Here is an 18,700-nt window from a genome sequence, read left to right on the forward strand (position 1 = left end):
GCGATGCTCGACGCCAACCTCAAGGCGCAACTCGGCGCCTACATGCAGCGCATCTCGACTCCCGTCGAGATCGCCGCATCCCTGGACGACAGCGCGGCGTCCGGGCAATTGCGCGAACTGCTGGCCGACATCGCGCACGCCTCGCCGCTCGTTCGCGTGACGGAAACGCAGGCCCAGGGACAGCGCACGCCGTCCTTCTCCGTGAACCGGCCCGGCCAGTCGAACGGGCCGCGCTTCGCGGGCCTGCCGATGGGCCATGAATTCACGTCGCTGGTGCTCGCGCTGCTGCAGGTGGGGGGCTATCCGCCCAAGGTGGACGAAGCCGTCCTGCAACAAGTGCGCGACCTGGACGGCGATTTCGAATTCGAGATCTACATCTCGCTCACCTGCCACAACTGCCCGGACGTCGTGCAGGCCTTGAACCTCATGGCGATCCAGAACCCGCGCATCCGCGCGACGATGATCGACGGCGCCCTGTTCCAGGACGAGGTCAAGGCGCGCGAAATCATGGCGGTGCCCACCATCTTCCTGAACGGCACGCGCTTCGGCCAGGGCCGCATGACGCTGGAGGAAATCCTGTCGAAGATCGACACGGGCGCCGCCAAACGCGAAGCCGAAAAGCTCGCGCAGAAGGATCCCTTCGACGTGCTGATCGTCGGTGGCGGCCCCGCGGGCGCCGCGGCCGCCGTCTATGCGGCTCGCAAGGGCGTGCGCACCGGCGTCGCATCCGAACGCTTCGGCGGCCAGGTGATGGACACGCTGGGCATCGAGAACTTCGTGTCGGTGAAGGAAACGGAAGGGCCGAAATTCGCGCTCGCGCTGGAAGAACACGTGCGCCACTACGACGTGGACATCATGAACCTTCAGCGCGCCAGGGCGCTGGCCCCGGTGGACGGCGGTATCCGGGTGGAACTCGAGAGCGGTGCGGCGCTGAAAGCGCGGACGGTCATCGTCACGACCGGCGCCCGCTGGAAGAACGTGAACGTGCCCGGCGAGCAGGAATACCGCAACAAGGGTGTCGCCTACTGCCCACACTGCGACGGCCCGCTCTTCAAGGGCAAGCGCGTCGCGGTGATCGGCGGGGGTAACTCGGGCGTCGAAGCCGCGATCGATCTCGCGGGCATCGTGGGCCACGTGACGCTGATCGAGTTCGACACGCAACTCCGGGCGGACGCCGTCCTGCAGCGCAAGCTGGCGTCGCTGCCCAACGTGACCACGCTGCTCAATGCGCAGACGACCGAAATCCTCGGCGACGGCCAGCGCGTGTCGGGGCTGACCTGGCGCGACCGCGCGAGCGGCGAGACGTCGCGCGTCGACCTCGAGGGCGTCTTCGTCCAGATCGGCCTAGTGCCCAACACGGAGTGGCTCAAGGGCACGCTCGAGCTGTCGCGGCACGGGGAGATCATCGTGGATGCGAAGGGACAGACCTCCCTGCCCGGCGTCTTCGCCGCGGGCGACGCGACGACCGTTCCCTTCAAGCAGATCATCATCGCGGCGGGCGATGGCGCGAAGGCCGCGCTGGGCGCCTTCGAGCACCTCGTGCGCGCCTGAGACTTGGTCCACAATCCCGGGGAACACATCCCCGGGAATTTCCATGCAAGGCGATCCGCAAGTCATCCAGCACCTCCAGGCGCAACTGCGCAACGAGCTCACCGCGACCAACCAGTATTTCCTGCACTACCGCATCCTCAAGCACTGGGGCTTCGAGCGGCTGGCGAAGAAGGAATACGAGGAGTCGATCGGCGAGATGAAGCACGCGGACCGCCTGATGGAACGCATCCTGATGCTGGACGGCCTGCCGAACCTGCAGGACCTCGGCAAGCTGCTCGTCGGCGAGGACGTACCGGAGATCCTCGACTGCGACCTGCGCAGCGAGCGCGGCGCGCAGGCGGCCGTCAAGGAAGGAATCGCCCACTGCGAAACGGTGCGGGACTACGTGTCCCGCGAAATCCTCGAGGACATCCTGAAGGACACCGAGGAGCACATCGACTTCCTGGAGACCCAGATCGACGTGCTCGCGAAGGTGGGACTGCAGAACTACCTGCAGTCCCAGCTCGGCGAAAGCGAAGCGAGCTAGCCTGCCGTCGCGCGCGAATCGCGCCTGTCTTTCCAGAACGCGCCCACGAGCCAGATCGAGGGCAGCCCGACCATCAGCACCGAGATCAGCTGCGCGACGTTGCCCTCCGCCAGGTCTTCCGTCGCCGCGTGCCACCAGGCGTTGTCGATGCCCGGGACCAGCGCAGCTTCGGTGAACTCGTGGAAACCGTGCAGGACGAGCTGCAGCGAGAACACCACCATGAAAACGGCGGTGACCTGGAAGAAGCGGCTCAGGTTGACTTTGTGGCCATGGCGCGTCCAGAGCCAGGAAATCCACGCGGCCAGGGCGAAGCCGATCGCCCCACCCCACGCCATGTGGCCCAGTTCGGCGCTGCCGGCGAGCGACGCGATCATCGTCGCGGTTTCGACGCCTTCGCGGCCGACCATGAACAAGGCGAATGCGAACACCGCCCACCAGCCCGCACCGCCCGGCTGCGCGGTGGCTTGCGAAAGCTGCGTGTCGATGTGCTTTTTCATGTGCCGTCCCATGCGCAGCATGTGGACCGTGCAGCTGATCACCGCGGCCGCTGCGACCAGCGCCAGCAGGCCTTCCCACGCGGGCGACATCGCACCGACCTGGGCGAGGATCACGCCCACGACGGCGGAGAACACCAAAGCCGTGACCACGCCCGCGCGGATGGCGGAGACGAGTTGCGGCCTCCCGGTCTTTCGCAGGTAGAGCGCGGCGATCGCGACGATCAGCAGCGCTTCCAGGCCTTCACGGAAGGCAATGAGCAAGGTTTGAAGCATGGACGGACCTCGGTCTGGCGTGGCAACTTCACCACGATGCCACGATTATAAATGAGATCGATTCGCATTTGCGTTAGAATTTTTACGACCACAACGCATTACCCCGGAGTTCCATCTTGGCGAAGAAGTCGGCAAAGAAGCCCCCCAGCCCAGCGACAGTCCCCCACGCTCCCCTGCCCCTCCTTCCCCTGGGCGCCCTGATGCTCGCGGCGTCGGTCGGCAGCTGGGCCCAGGAGGCATCGACGCTCAAGCCGGTCATCGTCAAGGACAAATACGACCGCGCCGAGCAGACTTACCAGAGCGGCGTGACCAGCACGGCCAAGACGCCCGCCGCGGCCAAGGATGTTCCCCAATCGCTCACGGTGGTCAATGAAAAGCTGATCCACGACCAAGGCAAGGACACCTTCAAGGAAGCGCTGCAGAACGTTCCCGGCATCACCTTCGAGGCCGGCGAAGGCGGCCGCATCGGCGACAGCATCCGCCTGCGCGGCTTCAGTGTTTCGGGCGACATCTACCTGGACGGGATCCGCGACATCGCGCAATACAACCGCGACACCTTCAACTACGACCGCATCGAGGTGCTGCGCGGCTCGGCGTCCATGCTGTTCGGCCGCGGATCCACTGGCGGCGTGGTGAACCAGGTCAGCCGGACGCCCCGCCTCCTCACCGAGCACGAGGTGAACGTCACCGTCGGCGACGGCAAGTACCTGCGCACCACGGGCGACTTCAACTTCCGCATGGGCGAAGACTCTGCGCTGCGCATCGGCACCATGACGACGGACTGGGATGGCCGCGCGGACAAGGCATCCACCCAACGGCGCGGCCTGGCCGCGGACTACCGCATCGGCATCGGCACAACCAACGAGTTCCTCTTCAGCCTGTACCACCTCAATTACAACGACAAGCCCGACCTCGGCGGCCGCTGGCTCGAAGGCCGCCCCGCGCCCTTTCCGGCGGACAAGTGGTACGGCGCGGATTCGGACTACCAGAAGGACAGCGCGGACATCGCCACCCTCACGTGGACCCATCGCTGGACCGACGGCAGCACGCTGAAGACGACCCTGCGCGACGGCCACTTCAAGCGCGACCTGTGGGCGACGCAAATCACCGCGTTCCCGACGGGCACGACGCAGGCCAACTTCGGCCCGTCCACCATCGTCAACCGGGGCACGCAGACGCGCGCCGGGCAGGAACACCACACCTTCCTGCAAAGCGACTTCCTCACGAAGACCCAGTGGTTCGGCCGCAAGAACGAATTGCTGGTTGGCGCGGACCTCGCGCGCGAACGCTCCGACCGCGATGCCTATACCGGCATTGCGCTGCGGCCCGCCACCACCGTGGCGCTCGCATCCAACAGCCCCCTTCCCGACACGCGCGTGCGCAACCTCGCCACCTCATTCGACTCCACCGCGCTGGGTGTGTATGTGCAGGACACGATCACGATCGCGCCCCACTGGAAGCTCGTCGGCGGCCTGCGCTGGGACAGGTTCTCAGGCGACTTCGACCGCTCGGGCAACGCCGCGCCGAACAACACGCCCCTCTCGCGCAGCGACGGCGTGCTGAGCAAGCGCGCCGGCATCCTCTACCAGCCCACGGAGGAAGTGAGCTACTACGCGTCCTACGGCACCTCGTTCAACACCTCCGGCGACTTGTACCAGTACGACGCCAACTCGGCGAAAACACCGCCGGAAAGCAGCCGCAACCTGGAAGTGGGCGCGAAGTGGGAGCTGTACGAAGGCGATCTCTCGGTGCGCACGGCCCTTGCCAGGACGGACAAGTTCAACGAGCGCAACACGGACGTCAACCAGGCAACCGGCGAGTACCTCCTGTCGGGACGCCGTCACACCAACTCGCTGGAGTTCGAAGTCGCCGGCCGCATCAACCCGAAGTGGGACGTCTTCACGGGCCTCGTCTTCATGCACGGTGTGATCGACCAGGCAGGCTCGTCGCCGGCCTCGCAGGCGACGGTGGGCCTCAACCCGGGCCTGACGCCCAGGCGCCAGGCCAACCTCTGGACGACCTACAAACTCACCGACAAGTGGCGCATCGGCGGGGGCTTCACGCACGTGAGCGAGAACGGCCCCGCGTCAGCGAACGCCCTGCTGCTCGCGAACCGCGCGCCGGCTTATACGCGCTGGGACTCGATGCTCGAGTACGTGTACAACGAGAACCACACGTTCAAGCTCAACATCGACAACATGACGAACAAGGTCTACTACAGCTCGCTGTACCAGCAGTGGCCGAGCCAGGCGCCGCTGCGTACCGTCCGCGCAACCTGGACCGGGAAGTTCTAGGGCCCCCGCCATGCTGCTTCGCATCCCCCAGGCGCTGAATCCCGAAGAGCTGGCGCACGTGCGTCAGCTCGTCACCGGGGCAGCTTGGGGCGACGGGCGCGCCACCGCCGGCGACCAGAGCGCGCGCGTGAAGAACAACGAGCAGCTGCCCGAAGAGCTGCCCGCGGCGCAGGAGGCGCGCCACATCGTGTCGGTGGCGCTGGCGCGCAATCCCATGTTCGTGACGGGCGCGCTGCCCAAGACGGTCTACCCGCCCCTGTTCAACCGCTACGCCGCGAAGGCGAACGCCTTCGGCGACCACATCGACAACGCGGTGCGCACCCACGCGGCCACCGCGCGTCACGTCCGCACGGACATCTCCTGCACGCTGTTCCTGAGCGATCCCTCGAGCTATGACGGCGGCGAGCTCGTGGTGCAGGACACCTACGGTGAGCAACGCATCAAATTCGACGCCGGCGACCTCGTGATGTACCCGGGCACCTCGGTCCACCGGGTCGAGCCCGTCACCCGCGGGGAGCGGCTGGCCTGCTTCTTCTGGATCGAAAGCATGGTCCGGCGGGACGACCAGAGGCGCCTGCTGTACGAGATGGACATGGCGATCCTGGCGCTGCGCCGCGCAGGCGGCGACACCGCGGAAACGGTGAAGCTGACCGGCTGCTATCACAACCTCCTTCGAATGTGGGCGGAGGTCTGAGCCCAGACCCCCGGACTAGCCAAATGCCGGCCCGCCCGATGGGTATTGCAAATGCGAGCGATTCGTATTTATAATCAGCCCACCACTTCAGCCATCCCACCCGCCTGCCTGCCATGATCGTTTGCGTCTGCCATCGCGTCTCCGACCGGGAAATCGCCCGCCATGCGCATGCCGGGATGGATTTCGAGGACATCCAGTTCGAGCTGGGCGTCGCGACGCAATGCGGCCAATGCGAAGGCTGTGCGCGCGAAGTGGTGGCGCAATGCAATGCGCGCCATCCGGTGGCCGCGATCCAGCTCGCGGCCTCCTTGCAGGACAGCCTCAACCGCTCCACGCAGTCCGCCGCGCAGGCCTGAACGCCCGCGCCCCGGCCCGCCGTGCGCACGCTCGATCGCAATGTCGTCATCACGGGGAGCGTGGTGCTCTTCCATGTGGCGGCCCTGTGGGCGCTGCAGACCGGCTTGCTGCGGCGCGCCGTCGAGGTAGTCGTGCCGGTGGAGATGATCAGCGAGCTGTTCACGCCGCCCGCCCCCAAGGTCGAACCGCGTCCCGTCCCGCCGGAGACCGTGGCGCAGCCCGTCAAGAAGGCCGTCCGGGCGCCCGCCCCGGCGCCGTTGCCGGCAGCGATTCCCGACAGCCGACCGGCGCCGAATGCCGCGACCGGGACTTCGCAGCCAGTCCCTGCGCCCGCACCGGTCGCCGCGGCGCCTGCCGAGCCGGCGCCGGCCGCCCCCGCCAGATACGAGCCCCCGTCGAGCCAGGCGGACTATCTCAACAATCCCAAGCCAGCGTACCCGCCCCTGTCCAAACGCCTGGGCGAACAAGGCGTCGTCATGGTGCGCGTGTACATCGGCGCCGACGGCGTCCCGCAGAAAGCCGAGGTCGCGAAGTCCAGCGGCTTCGACCGGCTCGACCAGGCCGGCATCAACACCGTCATGACGTGGCGCTTCGTCCCCGGCAAGCGCGGCGGCGTGGCGGAAGCCGGGTGGTGGCAAGTCCCTATCAATTTCGTCCTGGAGTGAACGACATGAATTCCGAGTTCGGCCTTTACAACCTGTGGAGCCAAGGCGACATCGTCACCCGCGTGGTGGCCATCCTGCTGCTGGGCATGTCCCTCTCCACCTGGATCGTCCTCATCGTCAAGGCGCTGGACCTTCGCAAGTTCGCCGTCCAGTCGCGCTCCACCGAAAGCTTCTGGCACGCGGCGGACTTCGCGGACGGGCTCGGCAAACTGGGCAGCGACGCCGGCAACCCGTTCCGCTCACTGGCGATGGAAGGCCGCGAAGCCACCGCGCACCACCACGCGCAGCCCCAGCTCCACGATGCCTTGGGCGCCAGCGAATGGCTGACGCGCTCCCTGCGCAACTCCATCGACGAATCGACCGCCCGCCTGCAGTCCGGCCTGGCCGTGCTGGCGTCGGTGGGCTCGACCGCCCCGTTCATCGGCCTCTTCGGCACCGTGTGGGGCATCTATCACGCGCTGATTTCGATCAGCGCGGCGGGCCAGGCGACCATCGACAAGGTCGCCGGGCCGATCGGCGAGGCGCTGATCATGACGGCCCTCGGGCTCGCGGTCGCCATTCCGGCGGTGCTCGCCTACAACGCGCTCGTGCGCGGCAACAAGGCCATCCTGAACAAGCTCAACCGGTTCGCGCACGACCTCCACGCCTACCTGCTGACCGGCGCCCGCGTCGCGAGCGGCGAGGACCCGAAGGTCGTCCCGATGAAGCGGAGCTGAGGCCATGGCTTTCGGGACGCAGGACGAGACCGACGAGGTCATGAACGAGATCAACATGACGCCGCTCGTGGACGTCATGCTGGTGCTGCTGATCATCTTCATCATCACGGTGCCGGTGATGAAACACGCGGTGAACATCGACCTGCCGCGCGCGACGGCCAAACCCCAGGACGTGAAACCCCAGACCATCCGCCTGTCGGTCGATGCGCAGGGCGCGTATTACTGGAACGAGGGCCGCGTGCAGGACAAGGACCTGCCGGGCCTTCTGAAGGCGGAGGCGGCGCGCGATCCGCAGCCGGAGCTGCACATCCGCGGCGACAAGGACGTGCGCTATGAACGCGTGGCGCAGGCCATGTCGGCCGCGCAGCAGGCCGGACTGCGCAAGATCGGCTTCATCACCGAGCCGAAGCCGGCGAACTGATCAAAGGCCGATCGCCGCGATGCCGGCGCGGGCGATCTGCGCGTCTTCGGTCGACTTGACCCCGCTCACGCCGACGGCACCGATGCAATTGCCGTCCTTCATGATGGGAACGCCGCCTTCGAGCAGGCCCTTCAGGTCCGGGGCGCTCAGGAACGAGACGCGCCCGCCGTTGATCATGTCCTCGTAGACCTTGCTTTCGCGCCGCCCCACGGCGGCCGTGTTGGCTTTCGCCGGGGCGATGTGCGCGGAGATCGGCGGGGCGCCGTCCAGGCGCTGCAGCCAGAGGAGGTGGCCCCCGTCGTCGACGATCGCGATGCTCACCGCCCAGTGGTTCTTCAACGCCTCGGCTTCGGCGGCGGCGGCGATGGCCTTCAGGTCGGACAGTTCGAGGGCGGAACGGGTTTTCATGGGCGGAGGTGTTGCTTTGGCGGAAAAGGGCAAGCATAACGGTTCGCCGGGGGGTGCCAAAGGGTTGAACCAACCTAGAATGCGCCCATCTAACGCCTCACAGGCAAAGGAAACCGTCCATGAACGATCAAGTCCAGACCATCGACTCCGGCTATGCGCTGCCGTCCACGGCCGAGCGTAACCGCGTCCTGCGCAACACCTATTGGCTGCTCGCGCTCAGCCTGGTTCCCACCGTGCTCGGCGCCTGGCTCGGCGTGGCCACCGGCATCGTGTCGGGCCTCGGCGGCGGCATCGGCCTCGTCGTTTTCCTCGCGGGCGCCTTCGGCTTCATGTTCGCGATCGAAAAGACCAAGAACTCCGCCGCCGGCGTGCCCGTGCTGCTCGCCTTCACGTTCTTCATGGGTCTGATGCTGTCGCGCCTGCTCATCGCGGTGCTGCACTTCAAGAACGGCTCCGGCCTGATCATGACGGCGTTCGGCGGCACCGCCGGCGTCTTCTTCGTGATGGCCACGCTCTCCAGCGTGATCAAGCGCGACCTCTCCGGCATGGGCAAGTGGCTCTTCGTCGGCGCGCTCGCCATCCTGATCGGCGGCATCATCAACGTGTTCGTCGGCTCGTCCACCGGCATGCTGGTGATCAGCGTGATGGCAATCGGCATCTTCAGCGCCTACATGCTGTACGACCTGAAGCGCATCGTCGATGGCGGCGAGACCAACTACATCTCCGCGACGCTCGCGCTCTACCTGGACATCTTCAACGTGTTCCAGAGCCTGCTGGCACTGCTGGGGATCGTGGGCGGCGACGACTAGCCCGCTTCGCTCCAACACGGAACAAGGGGCCCGTGGGCCCCTTGTCCTTTTGGTTTTCAACTTCCCAGGTCAAACACGGCGATGCTCTCCACGTGCGCCGTATGCGGGAACATGTTGACCACCCCCGCGAAGGTGCATCGGTAGCCTGCCTGGTGCACGAGTAGGCCGGCATCGCGCGCCAGCGTCGCCGGGTTGCAGCTCACATAGACAATCCGCTGCGGCGGCTCCCAGTCGCCGCGCAGTCCGGGCTGCTGGTGCAGGTCGACCAGCGCCTTGGTCAGCGCAAAAGCGCCTTCCCGCGGGGGATCCACCAGCCAGCGCTGTGCGCGTCCATCCTTCACGAGCTGTTCCGGCGTGATCTCGAAGAGGTTGCGCGCGGCGAAAGTGGTGGGCGCAAGCGCCGGCCCTGTGCGGGATGCGGCATTCTTCGCGTAGTTTTCCCGCGAGCGCGCGACGAGCGATTCACTGCCCTCGATCCCCAGAACCTCGCCGGCCCGCGTCGCGAGCGGCAGCGTGAAGTTGCCGAGGCCGCAGAACCAGTCGATCACGCGCTCGCTGCGCTGCACGTCGAGCAGGCGCAAGGCCCGCGAGACGAGCACGCGATTGATGTGCGGATTGACCTGCGTGAAATCGGTGGGCCTGAAGGGCATGGTGATGCCGAATTCCGGGAGCGCGTAGGAAAGCTGCGGACCGTCGTCGTCGAGCAGCTTGACCGTATCCGGCCCCTTGGGCTGCAGCCACCACTGGACGCCCGGGTGCGCCGACGCGAAGGCGCGCAGCTTCGACAGGTCGCCCTCGCTGAGCGGCTCGAGGTGCCGCAGCACCAGCGCGATGACGTCATCGCCGCACGCCAGCTCGATCTGGGGGCAGGTCTCGATCGCGTCCATCGAGCCGATCAATGCGCGCAGCGGCAGCAGCAGGTCGCTGACATTGGCCGGCACGACATGGCATTCCTTGATGTCGGCCACGTAGCGGCTCTTGCGCTCGTGGAAGCCCACCAGCACCGCGCCCTTCTTGCGCACGTGCCGAACGGAGAAGCGCGCCCGCCAGCGATAGCCCCAGGTCGGCCCTTCGATGGGGCGCAGCACCGTGTCTGCCTTCACCTTGCCGAGGTGCCACAGGTTGTCTTCCAGCACGCGCTGCTTGATGGCGACCTGCGCGCCTTCGTGCAGGTGCTGCATCTTGCAGCCGCCGCAGGCGCCTTCGTGCAGGCCGAAGTGCGGGCAGCGCGGCCGCACGCGCTGAGAGGATTCCTTGTGGATCTGGGTGAGCGAGCCCTGCTCCCAGTTGTTCTTCTTGCGGTGCACGTTGGCCGACACCAGCTCGAACGGCAGCGCACCGTCGATGAACACCACCTTGCCGTCCGGGCGCCGGGCGACGCCCTGCGCATCCATGTCGAGGGCATCGACCGCCAGCCAGCCCTCGGGCAGGGCGGGCTTGTTTTCCACTTCGTCTGTCATCCCCCGATTGTCTCAGGCGTCAGCGCCACGCCGCGAGGTATTCCTGCCAGTGCGGCTCCGTGGGCGCCAGGTTGCCGAGGCTCTCCTTCACGAGCGCGACTTCCTGGTCATATTCCGCCTCGGTGAGGCCGCCGCGCATCTTCTGGAAGCGGCAGTACACGAGGTAGGTGTTCATCACGTCGGTCTCGCAGTAGCGGCGGATCTCTTCGAGCTTGCCGTCCAGGAAGGCCGAATAGACCTGCGAACCGTCCATGCCCAGCTTGCCCGGAAAGCCGCACAGCTTGGCCATCGCATCGAGCGGCGCATTGGCGCGCGGCTGGTACATCGCCAGCAGGTCCATCAGGTCCAGGTGGCGCATGTGGTAGCGCGAGATGTAGTTGTTCCATTTGAACTCGCGGTCGTCGTCGCCCATGTCCCAGTACTTGTCGGCGACCACGCCGTGGCGCAGCCCGCGGTAGTGCAGCACGGGCAGGTCGAACCCGCCGCCGTTCCAGCTCACGAGCTGCGGCACGTGCTTTTCCAGCGTGTTGAAGAAGGTCTGGATCACCTTCGCCTCGCTCGCGTTGTCGCGGTCGACAAAGGAATGGACGCGCAAGCCCTCGGCATTGCGGAACACGCAGCTGATGACGAGCACGCGCTGCAGGTAGTGGGGCATGAAATCGCCCTGCCCCTTTTCCTTGCGTTCTTCGACCCAGCGCGCGTAGACCTGCGCGTCCGTCGACTCCTGCGGATCGCCCCTCAACGCGCGCAGCCCCGCGATGTCCGGAATGGATTCGATGTCAAAAACAAGGACAGGCCAACTCATTGAAGCGACTGTACCAGCCGCCTCCATGAGTCGGCCTTCGGCCGTTTCAGGAGACCCCCAACCCCGGCCCTCCCCCTGATGGGGAGGGTGCACGCTCCTAGAAAAGAGCCTCCTTGGTCACGCCGTTGCGCGCCATGTGGCGCTTCAGCTTCGACAGCGCCTCGTTCTGGATCTGCCGTACGCGTTCGCGCGTGAGGCCCAGGCGGTCGCTCAGCACTTCCAGCGTCTCAGGCTCGCGGTCGTGCAGGCCGAAGCGGCCTTCCAGCACTTCCTTCTCGCGGCCCGACAGGGCATCGATCCAGTTGGCCAGGAGCTTCTCCACCTCGTGGTTCTGCGTGACGCCCGTGGGGTCGACCGCCAGCTCGTCGGCCATCGAGTCGCCGAGCGTGTGCTCGTCCTCGGACCGATCCACGGTGGCGTCGAGCGACTTCGGCGTCTCCGCCATCGCCAGCAGCTGCGCGACCTCGTGCACGTCGCGGCCCAGCAGCGCCGCCACGTCTTCCACGCGCACGCCCTCACCCTCGAACCCATTGCGCGCCGCGGCGAATGCGGGGTCGTTCTCCAGCGTGCGGCGCGCGCGCAGCACCTGCTGCAACTCGCGCACGACGTGAACGGGCAAGCGGATCACGCGGCCCTGGTTCATGACCGCGCGCTCGACCGACTGGCGGATCCACCAGGTCGCATAGGTGGAAAAGCGGAAACCGCGCTCCGGTTCGAACTTGTCGATCGCATGCATCAGGCCGAGGTTGCCTTCCTCGATCAGGTCCGAGAGCGGCACGCCACGTCCGAGGTAGCCCTTGGCGATGCTCACCACGAGGCGCAGGTTGTGTTCGATCATGGACTGCCGCGCGGCGAAGTCGCCGGCGCGCGCGCGCGTCGCCGTCTGGAATTCCTCGTCGGGCGTGAAGAGCTCGGTGCGGCGCACCTCGCGCAGGTACAGCGTCAGCGTGTCGCTGGACTCGCCGGCGATCTCCGCCGGGATGTCCCGCGGGTTGAGGTCCGCCTGCGCATCCGTCTCGACGGGCACACCGTCGGGCGGCGCCTCGGGCAACGCACCCGCGCTTCCATTCGTCGCAAGCGGAGCCGCCGGTTTGGTGCTGCCGTTGCGCTTCGTCATGGCTACCTCGCCGGTAGGTACCGGGCCGGGTCGACCGGCTTGCCTTGCCGCCGGATCTCGAAGTGCAGCTTCACGCGGTCGGCGTCGCTGTTGCCCATCTCCGCGATCTTCTGGCCCTTGCGCACGGTCTGGTCTTCCTTGACCAGCAGCGTCTGGTTGTGCGCGTAGGCGGACAGGTAAGTGTTGTTGTGCTTGAGGATGATGAGGTTGCCGTATCCGCGCAACCCTGCGCCGGCATACACCACGCGCCCATCCGCCGAGGCCAGTACGGGGTCGCCCGTTTTGCCCGCGATGTCGAGGCCCTTGTTGCGCTGCTCGTCGAAGCCCGCCAGCACGGCGCCGCCCGCGGGCGTCGGCCAGGCCCAAGGCACGTCCTCCTCGCCCGCCGGCGCGGGCGTGGGCACCACGGGCGGAACGCTCGCGACGGTCGAGGACGCCGGCGCGGCAACCGGCGGCGCCACGGCCGCGGATGCGCCCGTGCGCGGGGCGCTGGAACCGGTGGCGGGCGGCACGGGAATCGATGCGCTCGGCAAGGTGTTGCTCGCGACCGGCCTCGACACCGCGACTTCGGCGGCAGCAGCGGGCGGGATGACGCGAAGCACCTGCCCCACTTCGATCACGTTGGGGTTGTCGATGCTGTTCCAGCGCGCGACATCGCGCCAGTTCTGCCCGCTGTCGAGCGCGATGCGGATCAGCGTATCGCCGGGACGCACGGTGTAGTAACCAGGCTTGCCTGCATTCTCCGAACCGGGCGCGCCTTTGGCGGGCTCCACGATCGCGGGGGCGGGGCGCACCCCGGCGCTGCGGTCTTCCACCGGTGCAGGCGCGCGGGAGCTGGAGGCACACCCCGCGAGCCATGCCGCCGCGAGTGCCGCCGTCCACATCCAACCCCTGTTGCGCATCTCCAGCATCTTCATGTTTCCTTCAAGCGATGCCTGATTTTAGGGGGACAAAGTGCACGGCCTCAAGAACACATTGTTTCATTTCATGCGGCGTTTTCTCGAGCACGACGAGCGCCTGCTTGCCATCCGCCATCACCGTCGGCGCAACGATGCGTCCCCCGACCGCCAACTGGTCGATCCACGCCTGGGGCACCGACTGCCCGCCCGCCGCGGCGATGATGCCCGCATAAGGCGCGCCCTTCGCATACCCCACCATGCCGTCACCGAAGAGCAGGTGGACATTGGCGAGGCGAAACGTGCGCAGGTTCTCGCGCGCCTTGTCGTGCAGGCCCCGCAGGCGCTCGATGCTGTACACCTCGCTCGCCACGCGTGCGAGCACCGCCGCCTGGTAGCCGCAACCCGTGCCGATCTCCAGCACGCGACCGAGCCGGCCCTGCGCATCCGTGCGCCCGCCGAGCAGCAATTCGATCATCCGCGCGACGACGTTCGGCTTGGAGATCGTCTGGCCCAGGCCGATGGGCAGGCTGGTGTCTTCGTAGGCCTGCGTGATGAGCGCCGTGTCGACGAAGCGATGCCGCTCCACCGCGCCCATGGCGCCGAGAACGCGCGCGTCGGAGATGCCCTGCGCCGCGAGCTTCTCGACCATGCGCGTGCGCACCGCCTGCGAGTCGAGGCCGAGGCCGCCTGGAGGCAGGGTTCGGTCCAACGCACTGCGCGAAGGCTGCGGCGCGTTGGGGCGCGGTGCGGCACCGCGCGAGGGACCGGAGTCCAGCTTCGCCGGAAACCCGGGGCGCCGCGTCATCGGCTGCCCGCCTGCTCGCGAGACAACCAGTTCCATTGGGCGAGCGCATCGTGGTCGGTGAGGTCCACCTTCAGCGGCGTCACCGAGACATGGCCTTGCGCCGTCGCATGGAAGTCCGTGCCGTCGGCGCCATCCTTCGCCGCGCCGGCGCCGCCGATCCAGTACATCGTCTCGCCGTGCGGGCTGGGCTGCGAGATCACCTTCTCCGCCGCATGACGGCGGCCGAGACGGCAGATGCGAAAGGGCTTCAGCTCTTCGTAGGGCCGGTTCGGGATGTTCACGTTCAGCAGCCACAGCTTGCCCGCGGCGTTGTCGTCCGCGATCACCTGCTGCACGAGGTCGCGCGCCTTGCGCGCAGCGGCATCGACATGCGCCCATCCCTTCTCGGTCTGCGAGAACGCGATCGCCGGAATGCCGAAGAGATATCCCTCCATCGCAGCGCCGACGGTACCGGAATAGATGGTGTCGTCGCCCATGTTCGCGCCGTTGTTGATGCCGCTCACCACGATGTCGGGCCGGTAGCCGAGCAGGCCGGTGAGCGCGACGTGCACGCAGTCGGCCGGCGTGCCGTTGACGTAGCGAAAGCCGTTGGCGCCCTGGTGCACGTACAGCGGCGAGTGCAAGGTGAGCGCATTGGACTTCGCGCTGTTGTTGTGCTCGGGCGCGACGACCTCGACATCGCCGAGATCCTTGATCGCCTCGTAGAGCGCGACGAGGCCGGGCGCCTGGTAGCCGTCGTCGTTGGAAAGCAGGATTTTCATGGTGTGCGGGGGTTGAAAGATTGTAGGTGCGCGCGCCGTCGCGCCAGGGACAATCCGCCCGCCGGTCTGCGCCTATCATCGCGCCATCACCCACCGGAGACCGCGATCATGCATGCCTGGCTATGCGAAAACCCCGTCGGCGTCGATGCGCTGCAATGGAAAGAGATGCCGACCCCGCAGCCGAAAGCGGGACAGGTGCTGATCGAGATCAAGGCGGCAAGCCTCAACTTCCCCGACCTGCTCATCGTCCAGAACAAGTACCAGATCAAGCCGCCGCTGCCCTTCGTGCCGGGATCGGAATACGCAGGCAACATCGTGGCGGTCGGCGAAGGCGTCACGCACCTGAAGGTCGGCCAGGCCGTCGCCTGCCTCTCGGGAACCGGAGGGTTCGGCACGCATACGATCGCCCCCGCGGCACTGTGCATGCCGCTGCCGCCGGGATTCCCGCACGTCGATGCCGCAGCCTTCATCATGATCTATGCGACGTCCTACCACGCACTGGTCGACCGCGCGCAACTGAAGGCGGGCGAAACGGTGCTCGTGCTGGGCGCCGCGGGTGGCGTCGGCACCTCCGCGATCCAGATCGCGAAGACGATGGGCGCGCGGGTCATCGCCGCGGCCTCGACCGACGAGAAATGCGAACTGTGCAAGTCCATCGGCGCGGACGCGACGATCAACTACACCCGCGAGAACCTGCGCGATGCCATCAAGGCGCTCACGGACGGGAAGGGTCCGGACGTCATCTACGACCCGGTGGGCGGCGACTTCGCGGAGCCCGCGTTCCGCTCGATCGCCTGGCGCGGGCGCTACCTCGTCGTCGGCTTCGCCTCCGGGCCGATTCCCTCGCTCCCGCTGAACCTGGCGCTGCTCAAGGGCGCGTCGCTGGTCGGCGTGTTCTGGGGCGATTTCGCGAAGCGCGAGCCGCAGGCCAACGGCGCGATGATGATGGAACTCGCGAAGTGGTATGCGCAGGGCAAGATCAAGCCCGTGATCGACCGCACCATGCCCATGGCCGAGCTCAAGGCCGCCTATGCGCACATGGGTTCGCGCGGCGTGAAGGGCAAGCTCGTGATGGTCAACTGAGGGATCACTGCGAAGGCCGTATAATCCTCGACTCGACGGTGGCTGTAGCTCAGTTGGTAGAGTCCAGGATTGTGATTCCTGTTGTCGTGGGTTCGAGCCCCATCAGCCACCCCAGAAACACCTCGTGAAAAAGCCGGCTTCCGCCGGCTTTTTCATTCGCGCCCTTCACTGCAGGTCCGGCGCCATCGGGGGCTTGGGCACCTTCATCTGCACCTTCAGGCGCTCTTTCAGGACGTTGTAGTACACCGCATTTTCGGCGGTGCCCAGTGCCTGCGCGAACTGCGCGCGTTCCTGCGCCGCCTTGTTGGCCGGTGGCGCCTCGCGCGGCAGCACCTTGTTCACCTTCACGATGGCATAGCCGTTCTCGCCGAGATCGACCCCCGACAGCGCTGGGAGTGCCGTCGGGTCGGCGCGCATGGCGGCATCGACCAGGGGGGCGGGTTGCTTCTGCATGTCCTGGCGCGAGACCGTGACCGCTGGCGGCAGCGTCGCCGAGGCAGGGTTGGCCTTCCACGCAGCGAGCTTCTCCATGCCGTCCTTTTTCGCCAGTTCCGCCGAGCGGGCGGCGACCACGCGCTCCCGAACCTGGTCCTTCACTTCGGCGAACGCGACGGTGCGCGCGGGCGAGTACTGCACCACGCGCCCGGACACCAGCGTGCTGGGCGCGACCTCGATGGATTCGGTGTTGTGCTTTTTCTCCAGGCTGTCCGGCGAGAACAGCGCCGCCAGGAATTTCGCATTCGACAAGGCGCCGGTCGCCCCCGGCGTGGGCGTGCGGCGCACGTCCGCCTTCTGGATGTCGAGCTTGAGCTTGTCGGCGGCGGGCTTGAGGCTGTCGGGCTGCTGGTACACGGTGTCCGTGAAGGCCTCGGCCGCTTCGGAGAACTTGCGCGGCGCCTGCTGCTTGCGCAGCTCCGCCTCGAGCTCGGGCTTCATCTCCTCGAAGGTACGGACCTTGGGCACCTTCAGGTCCGTGAGCTTGATGACGTGCCAGCCGAACTGGGTTTCCACCGGCCCGGCGATGTCGCCTTTCTTCATGCCGAACACCGCGTCCTCGAAAGGCTTGGCCATCGCGCCGCGCGTGAAGAAGTCCAGGTCACCGCCCCTGTCCTTCGTGCCGGGGTCTTCCGAGTTCTTCCTGGCGAGGTCGGCGAAGCTGTCCGGCGCCTTCTTCACCGCGGCAAGCAATTCCTCGGCCTTCTGCTTCGACTTGACCAGGATGTGGCTCGCACGGCGCTCTTCCGGTCCCGCGAGGCGCGCCTGGTTCTGCTCGAAGTAGGTCTTCAAGTCCTGCTCGTTGACCGCGATGGATTTCCGGATGGTCTCGATGTCGAGCACGATGTACTCGATCGCGGCGTGTTCGGCCGACTGGAACTGCGCGGTGTTCGCCTTGTAGTAGGCCTCGAGTTCGGCATCCGTCGGGTTGACGCGTGAGGCGTAGTCCGCGGCGGCGAAACGGGCGAACTGCGCCTCGCGCTTCTCGAAGTAGGCGTCCAGTACTGCATTCGTCTGTGCAGCCGTGGCGAAAGCCGTGCCGCCCGCGCCCGCCAGCACCTGGCGCGCGGCCATGTCGTTCATGAGGTTGGCGCGGAACTGCTCAGGGCTCATGCCGGTGGCGGCCATGAAGCGCTGCGAGTCGAGCTTGCCTTCCGCGTTGTAGAACGCGTCCAGGCTCTTGTCCGCCGCGAGGATGCGCTTGAAGCGCTGGTCCGACACCTGCAGGTGCATCTTTTCCGCCGCCGCAGCCAGCACGCGGTCATGGATCAACTGCTCGAGCGTCGAATAGCGCGCGGCCGGGGACTCCAGCACCTTCGCATCCAGGTCGGGCATCTTCTGTCGCAGCCGGTCGACCTGCTGCTTGTGCGCGGCATCCCAATCGCCCTGTCGGATCTCATGGCCGTCCACCTTGGCGACGGCCTCGCCCTTTTCCTGCATGCGGTTGTACCCGTTGATCCCCACCAGCACGAACGAAGGGAAGATCAGCAGGAACAGCAGGAACTGCATGATCTTGGTGTGCTTGCGGACGAAATCGAACATCGCTTGACTCTCACATTGCTATCAAAAGCAAAAGGCGAACATCTGTTCGCCTTCGCTTGGGTTGGTGGGTGCTGACGGGCTCGAACCGCCGACCTACGCCGTGTAAGGGCGCTGCTCTACCAGCTGAGCTAAGCACCCGCTATCGCGGCCCGGTCAGTTCAGCGCATCCTTCAGCGCCTTGCCGGGACGGAACTTCGGCACCTTGGCTGCCTTGATTTTAATCGCTGCGCCGGTGCGGGGATTGCGGCCGCTACGGGCTGCGCGTTTACCCACGGCGAAGGTGCCGAAACCCACGAGCGAGACCGAGCCGCCTTTTTTTAGTGTGGTCTTGACGGCGCCGATCATCGATTCCAGCGCGCGCGTGGCTGCGGCCTTGGAGATGTCGGCATGCTTTGCGATGTGCTCGATGAGTTCTGTCTTGTTCACAAGGGGCCCCTCGTACTAAATGGAGTTGATCAGGTTGTCTCTTCAAAAATTATTGTCTCCCCATCCCTGCGGCCGCTTTGCGGTTCCAGGCAGTGA

Annotated in this window: 20 protein-coding genes and 2 tRNA genes; 11 read left to right on the top strand and 11 right to left on the bottom strand. The window is 66.5% G+C overall.

What is annotated here, in order from left to right; all coding sequences use genetic code 11:
* Positions 1-3: 3 nt before the first annotated feature.
* Together ahpF and bfr are read left to right on the top strand one after the other, a co-directional pair.
* Positions 4-1,551 carry an alkyl hydroperoxide reductase subunit F gene (gene ahpF, locus I5803_RS04695; RefSeq protein WP_196985240.1) on the top strand — a complete coding sequence of 516 codons (1,548 nt, stop codon included), beginning with the start codon at positions 4-6 and terminating at the stop codon, positions 1,549-1,551.
* Between the two features lie 43 nt (positions 1,552-1,594).
* On the top strand, positions 1,595-2,077 hold the full coding sequence (gene bfr / locus I5803_RS04700) for a bacterioferritin (RefSeq protein WP_196985241.1): 483 nt from the start codon (positions 1,595-1,597) through the stop codon (positions 2,075-2,077).
* Here the strand turns inward: bfr and I5803_RS04705 are convergent.
* Positions 2,074-2,847 carry an FTR1 family iron permease gene (locus I5803_RS04705; RefSeq protein ID WP_196985242.1) on the bottom strand — a complete coding sequence of 258 codons (774 nt, stop codon included), beginning with the start codon at positions 2,845-2,847 and terminating at the stop codon, positions 2,074-2,076. The genes bfr and I5803_RS04705 overlap by 4 nt on opposite strands.
* Positions 2,848-3,047: 200 nt before the next feature.
* Here I5803_RS04705 and I5803_RS04710 point away from each other — a divergent pair, with 200 nt between their 5' ends.
* From I5803_RS04710 to I5803_RS04735, 6 genes are all read left to right on the top strand, one after another.
* The gene (locus I5803_RS04710; RefSeq protein ID WP_196985243.1) at positions 3,048-5,141 is read left to right on the top strand and encodes a TonB-dependent receptor; all 2,094 of its coding nucleotides are present in this window, start codon (positions 3,048-3,050) and stop codon (positions 5,139-5,141) included.
* A 10-nt stretch (positions 5,142-5,151) separates the two neighbouring features.
* On the top strand, positions 5,152-5,835 hold the full coding sequence (locus I5803_RS04715) for a Fe2+-dependent dioxygenase (RefSeq protein WP_196985244.1): 684 nt from the start codon (positions 5,152-5,154) through the stop codon (positions 5,833-5,835).
* Between the two features lie 113 nt (positions 5,836-5,948).
* Complete coding sequence (locus I5803_RS04720; protein WP_196985245.1) at positions 5,949-6,191, top strand: (2Fe-2S)-binding protein; 243 nt, start codon at positions 5,949-5,951, stop codon at positions 6,189-6,191.
* A 21-nt stretch (positions 6,192-6,212) separates the two neighbouring features.
* Positions 6,213-6,857, top strand: coding sequence for an energy transducer TonB (locus I5803_RS04725; protein ID WP_196985246.1), 645 nt, complete (start codon positions 6,213-6,215; stop codon positions 6,855-6,857).
* A 5-nt stretch (positions 6,858-6,862) separates the two neighbouring features.
* The gene (locus tag I5803_RS04730) at positions 6,863-7,573 is read left to right on the top strand and encodes a MotA/TolQ/ExbB proton channel family protein (protein WP_196985247.1); all 711 of its coding nucleotides are present in this window, start codon (positions 6,863-6,865) and stop codon (positions 7,571-7,573) included.
* A gap of 4 nt (positions 7,574-7,577) precedes the next feature.
* Entirely contained in the window at positions 7,578-7,994 is a 417-nt protein-coding gene (locus tag I5803_RS04735; RefSeq protein WP_196985248.1) for an ExbD/TolR family protein, read from the top strand.
* On the opposite strand, the gene I5803_RS04740 is transcribed toward I5803_RS04735, so the two are convergent.
* Positions 7,995-8,402 carry a GlcG/HbpS family heme-binding protein gene (locus I5803_RS04740; RefSeq protein ID WP_196985249.1) on the bottom strand — a complete coding sequence of 136 codons (408 nt, stop codon included), beginning with the start codon at positions 8,400-8,402 and terminating at the stop codon, positions 7,995-7,997.
* Between the two features lie 119 nt (positions 8,403-8,521).
* On the opposite strand from I5803_RS04740, the gene I5803_RS04745 reads away from it, so the two are divergent.
* Entirely contained in the window at positions 8,522-9,211 is a 690-nt protein-coding gene (locus I5803_RS04745) for a Bax inhibitor-1 family protein (protein ID WP_196985250.1), read from the top strand.
* A 56-nt stretch (positions 9,212-9,267) separates the two neighbouring features.
* Here I5803_RS04745 and rlmD read toward each other — a convergent pair whose 3' ends face one another.
* The 6 genes from rlmD to surE form a co-directional block, all read right to left on the bottom strand.
* Positions 9,268-10,671 carry a 23S rRNA (uracil(1939)-C(5))-methyltransferase RlmD gene (rlmD, locus tag I5803_RS04750; protein ID WP_196985251.1) on the bottom strand — a complete coding sequence of 468 codons (1,404 nt, stop codon included), beginning with the start codon at positions 10,669-10,671 and terminating at the stop codon, positions 9,268-9,270.
* Between the two features lie 19 nt (positions 10,672-10,690).
* Complete coding sequence (locus I5803_RS04755) at positions 10,691-11,476, bottom strand: 3'-5' exonuclease (protein ID WP_196985252.1); 786 nt, start codon at positions 11,474-11,476, stop codon at positions 10,691-10,693.
* A gap of 97 nt (positions 11,477-11,573) precedes the next feature.
* Positions 11,574-12,593 (bottom strand): RNA polymerase sigma factor RpoS, encoded by a 1,020-nt coding sequence (gene rpoS / locus I5803_RS04760; RefSeq protein ID WP_196985253.1) that lies wholly within the window; start codon positions 12,591-12,593, stop codon positions 11,574-11,576.
* Between the two features lie 2 nt (positions 12,594-12,595).
* The gene (locus I5803_RS04765; protein WP_196988457.1) at positions 12,596-13,504 is read right to left on the bottom strand and encodes a peptidoglycan DD-metalloendopeptidase family protein; all 909 of its coding nucleotides are present in this window, start codon (positions 13,502-13,504) and stop codon (positions 12,596-12,598) included.
* A gap of 13 nt (positions 13,505-13,517) precedes the next feature.
* Positions 13,518-14,297 carry a protein-L-isoaspartate(D-aspartate) O-methyltransferase gene (locus I5803_RS04770; protein ID WP_196985254.1) on the bottom strand — a complete coding sequence of 260 codons (780 nt, stop codon included), beginning with the start codon at positions 14,295-14,297 and terminating at the stop codon, positions 13,518-13,520.
* Positions 14,294-15,058 carry a 5'/3'-nucleotidase SurE gene (gene surE, locus I5803_RS04775; protein WP_196985255.1) on the bottom strand — a complete coding sequence of 255 codons (765 nt, stop codon included), beginning with the start codon at positions 15,056-15,058 and terminating at the stop codon, positions 14,294-14,296. The genes I5803_RS04770 and surE overlap by 4 nt, the downstream gene beginning before the upstream one ends.
* Before the next feature lie 108 nt (positions 15,059-15,166).
* On the opposite strand from surE, the gene I5803_RS04780 reads away from it, so the two are divergent.
* The gene (locus I5803_RS04780) at positions 15,167-16,141 is read left to right on the top strand and encodes an NADPH:quinone oxidoreductase family protein (protein ID WP_196985256.1); all 975 of its coding nucleotides are present in this window, start codon (positions 15,167-15,169) and stop codon (positions 16,139-16,141) included.
* Positions 16,142-16,179: 38 nt separating this feature from the next.
* Positions 16,180-16,255: transfer RNA gene (locus I5803_RS04785), tRNA-His, on the top strand.
* Positions 16,256-16,306: 51 nt separating this feature from the next.
* On the opposite strand, the gene I5803_RS04790 is transcribed toward I5803_RS04785, so the two are convergent.
* The 3 genes from I5803_RS04790 to I5803_RS04800 form a co-directional block, all read right to left on the bottom strand.
* Positions 16,307-18,178 (bottom strand): SurA N-terminal domain-containing protein, encoded by a 1,872-nt coding sequence (locus I5803_RS04790; RefSeq protein ID WP_196985257.1) that lies wholly within the window; start codon positions 18,176-18,178, stop codon positions 16,307-16,309.
* 62 nt (positions 18,179-18,240) lie between these two features.
* Positions 18,241-18,316 (bottom strand) — tRNA-Val (locus I5803_RS04795).
* Positions 18,317-18,331: 15 nt separating this feature from the next.
* Positions 18,332-18,604, bottom strand: coding sequence for an HU family DNA-binding protein (locus I5803_RS04800; RefSeq protein WP_048438803.1), 273 nt, complete (start codon positions 18,602-18,604; stop codon positions 18,332-18,334).
* Positions 18,605-18,700: the final 96 nt, after the last annotated feature.

It is taken from the genome of Caenimonas aquaedulcis (genome assembly GCF_015831345.1).
Taxonomy (GTDB): domain Bacteria; phylum Pseudomonadota; class Gammaproteobacteria; order Burkholderiales; family Burkholderiaceae_C; genus Ramlibacter; species Ramlibacter aquaedulcis.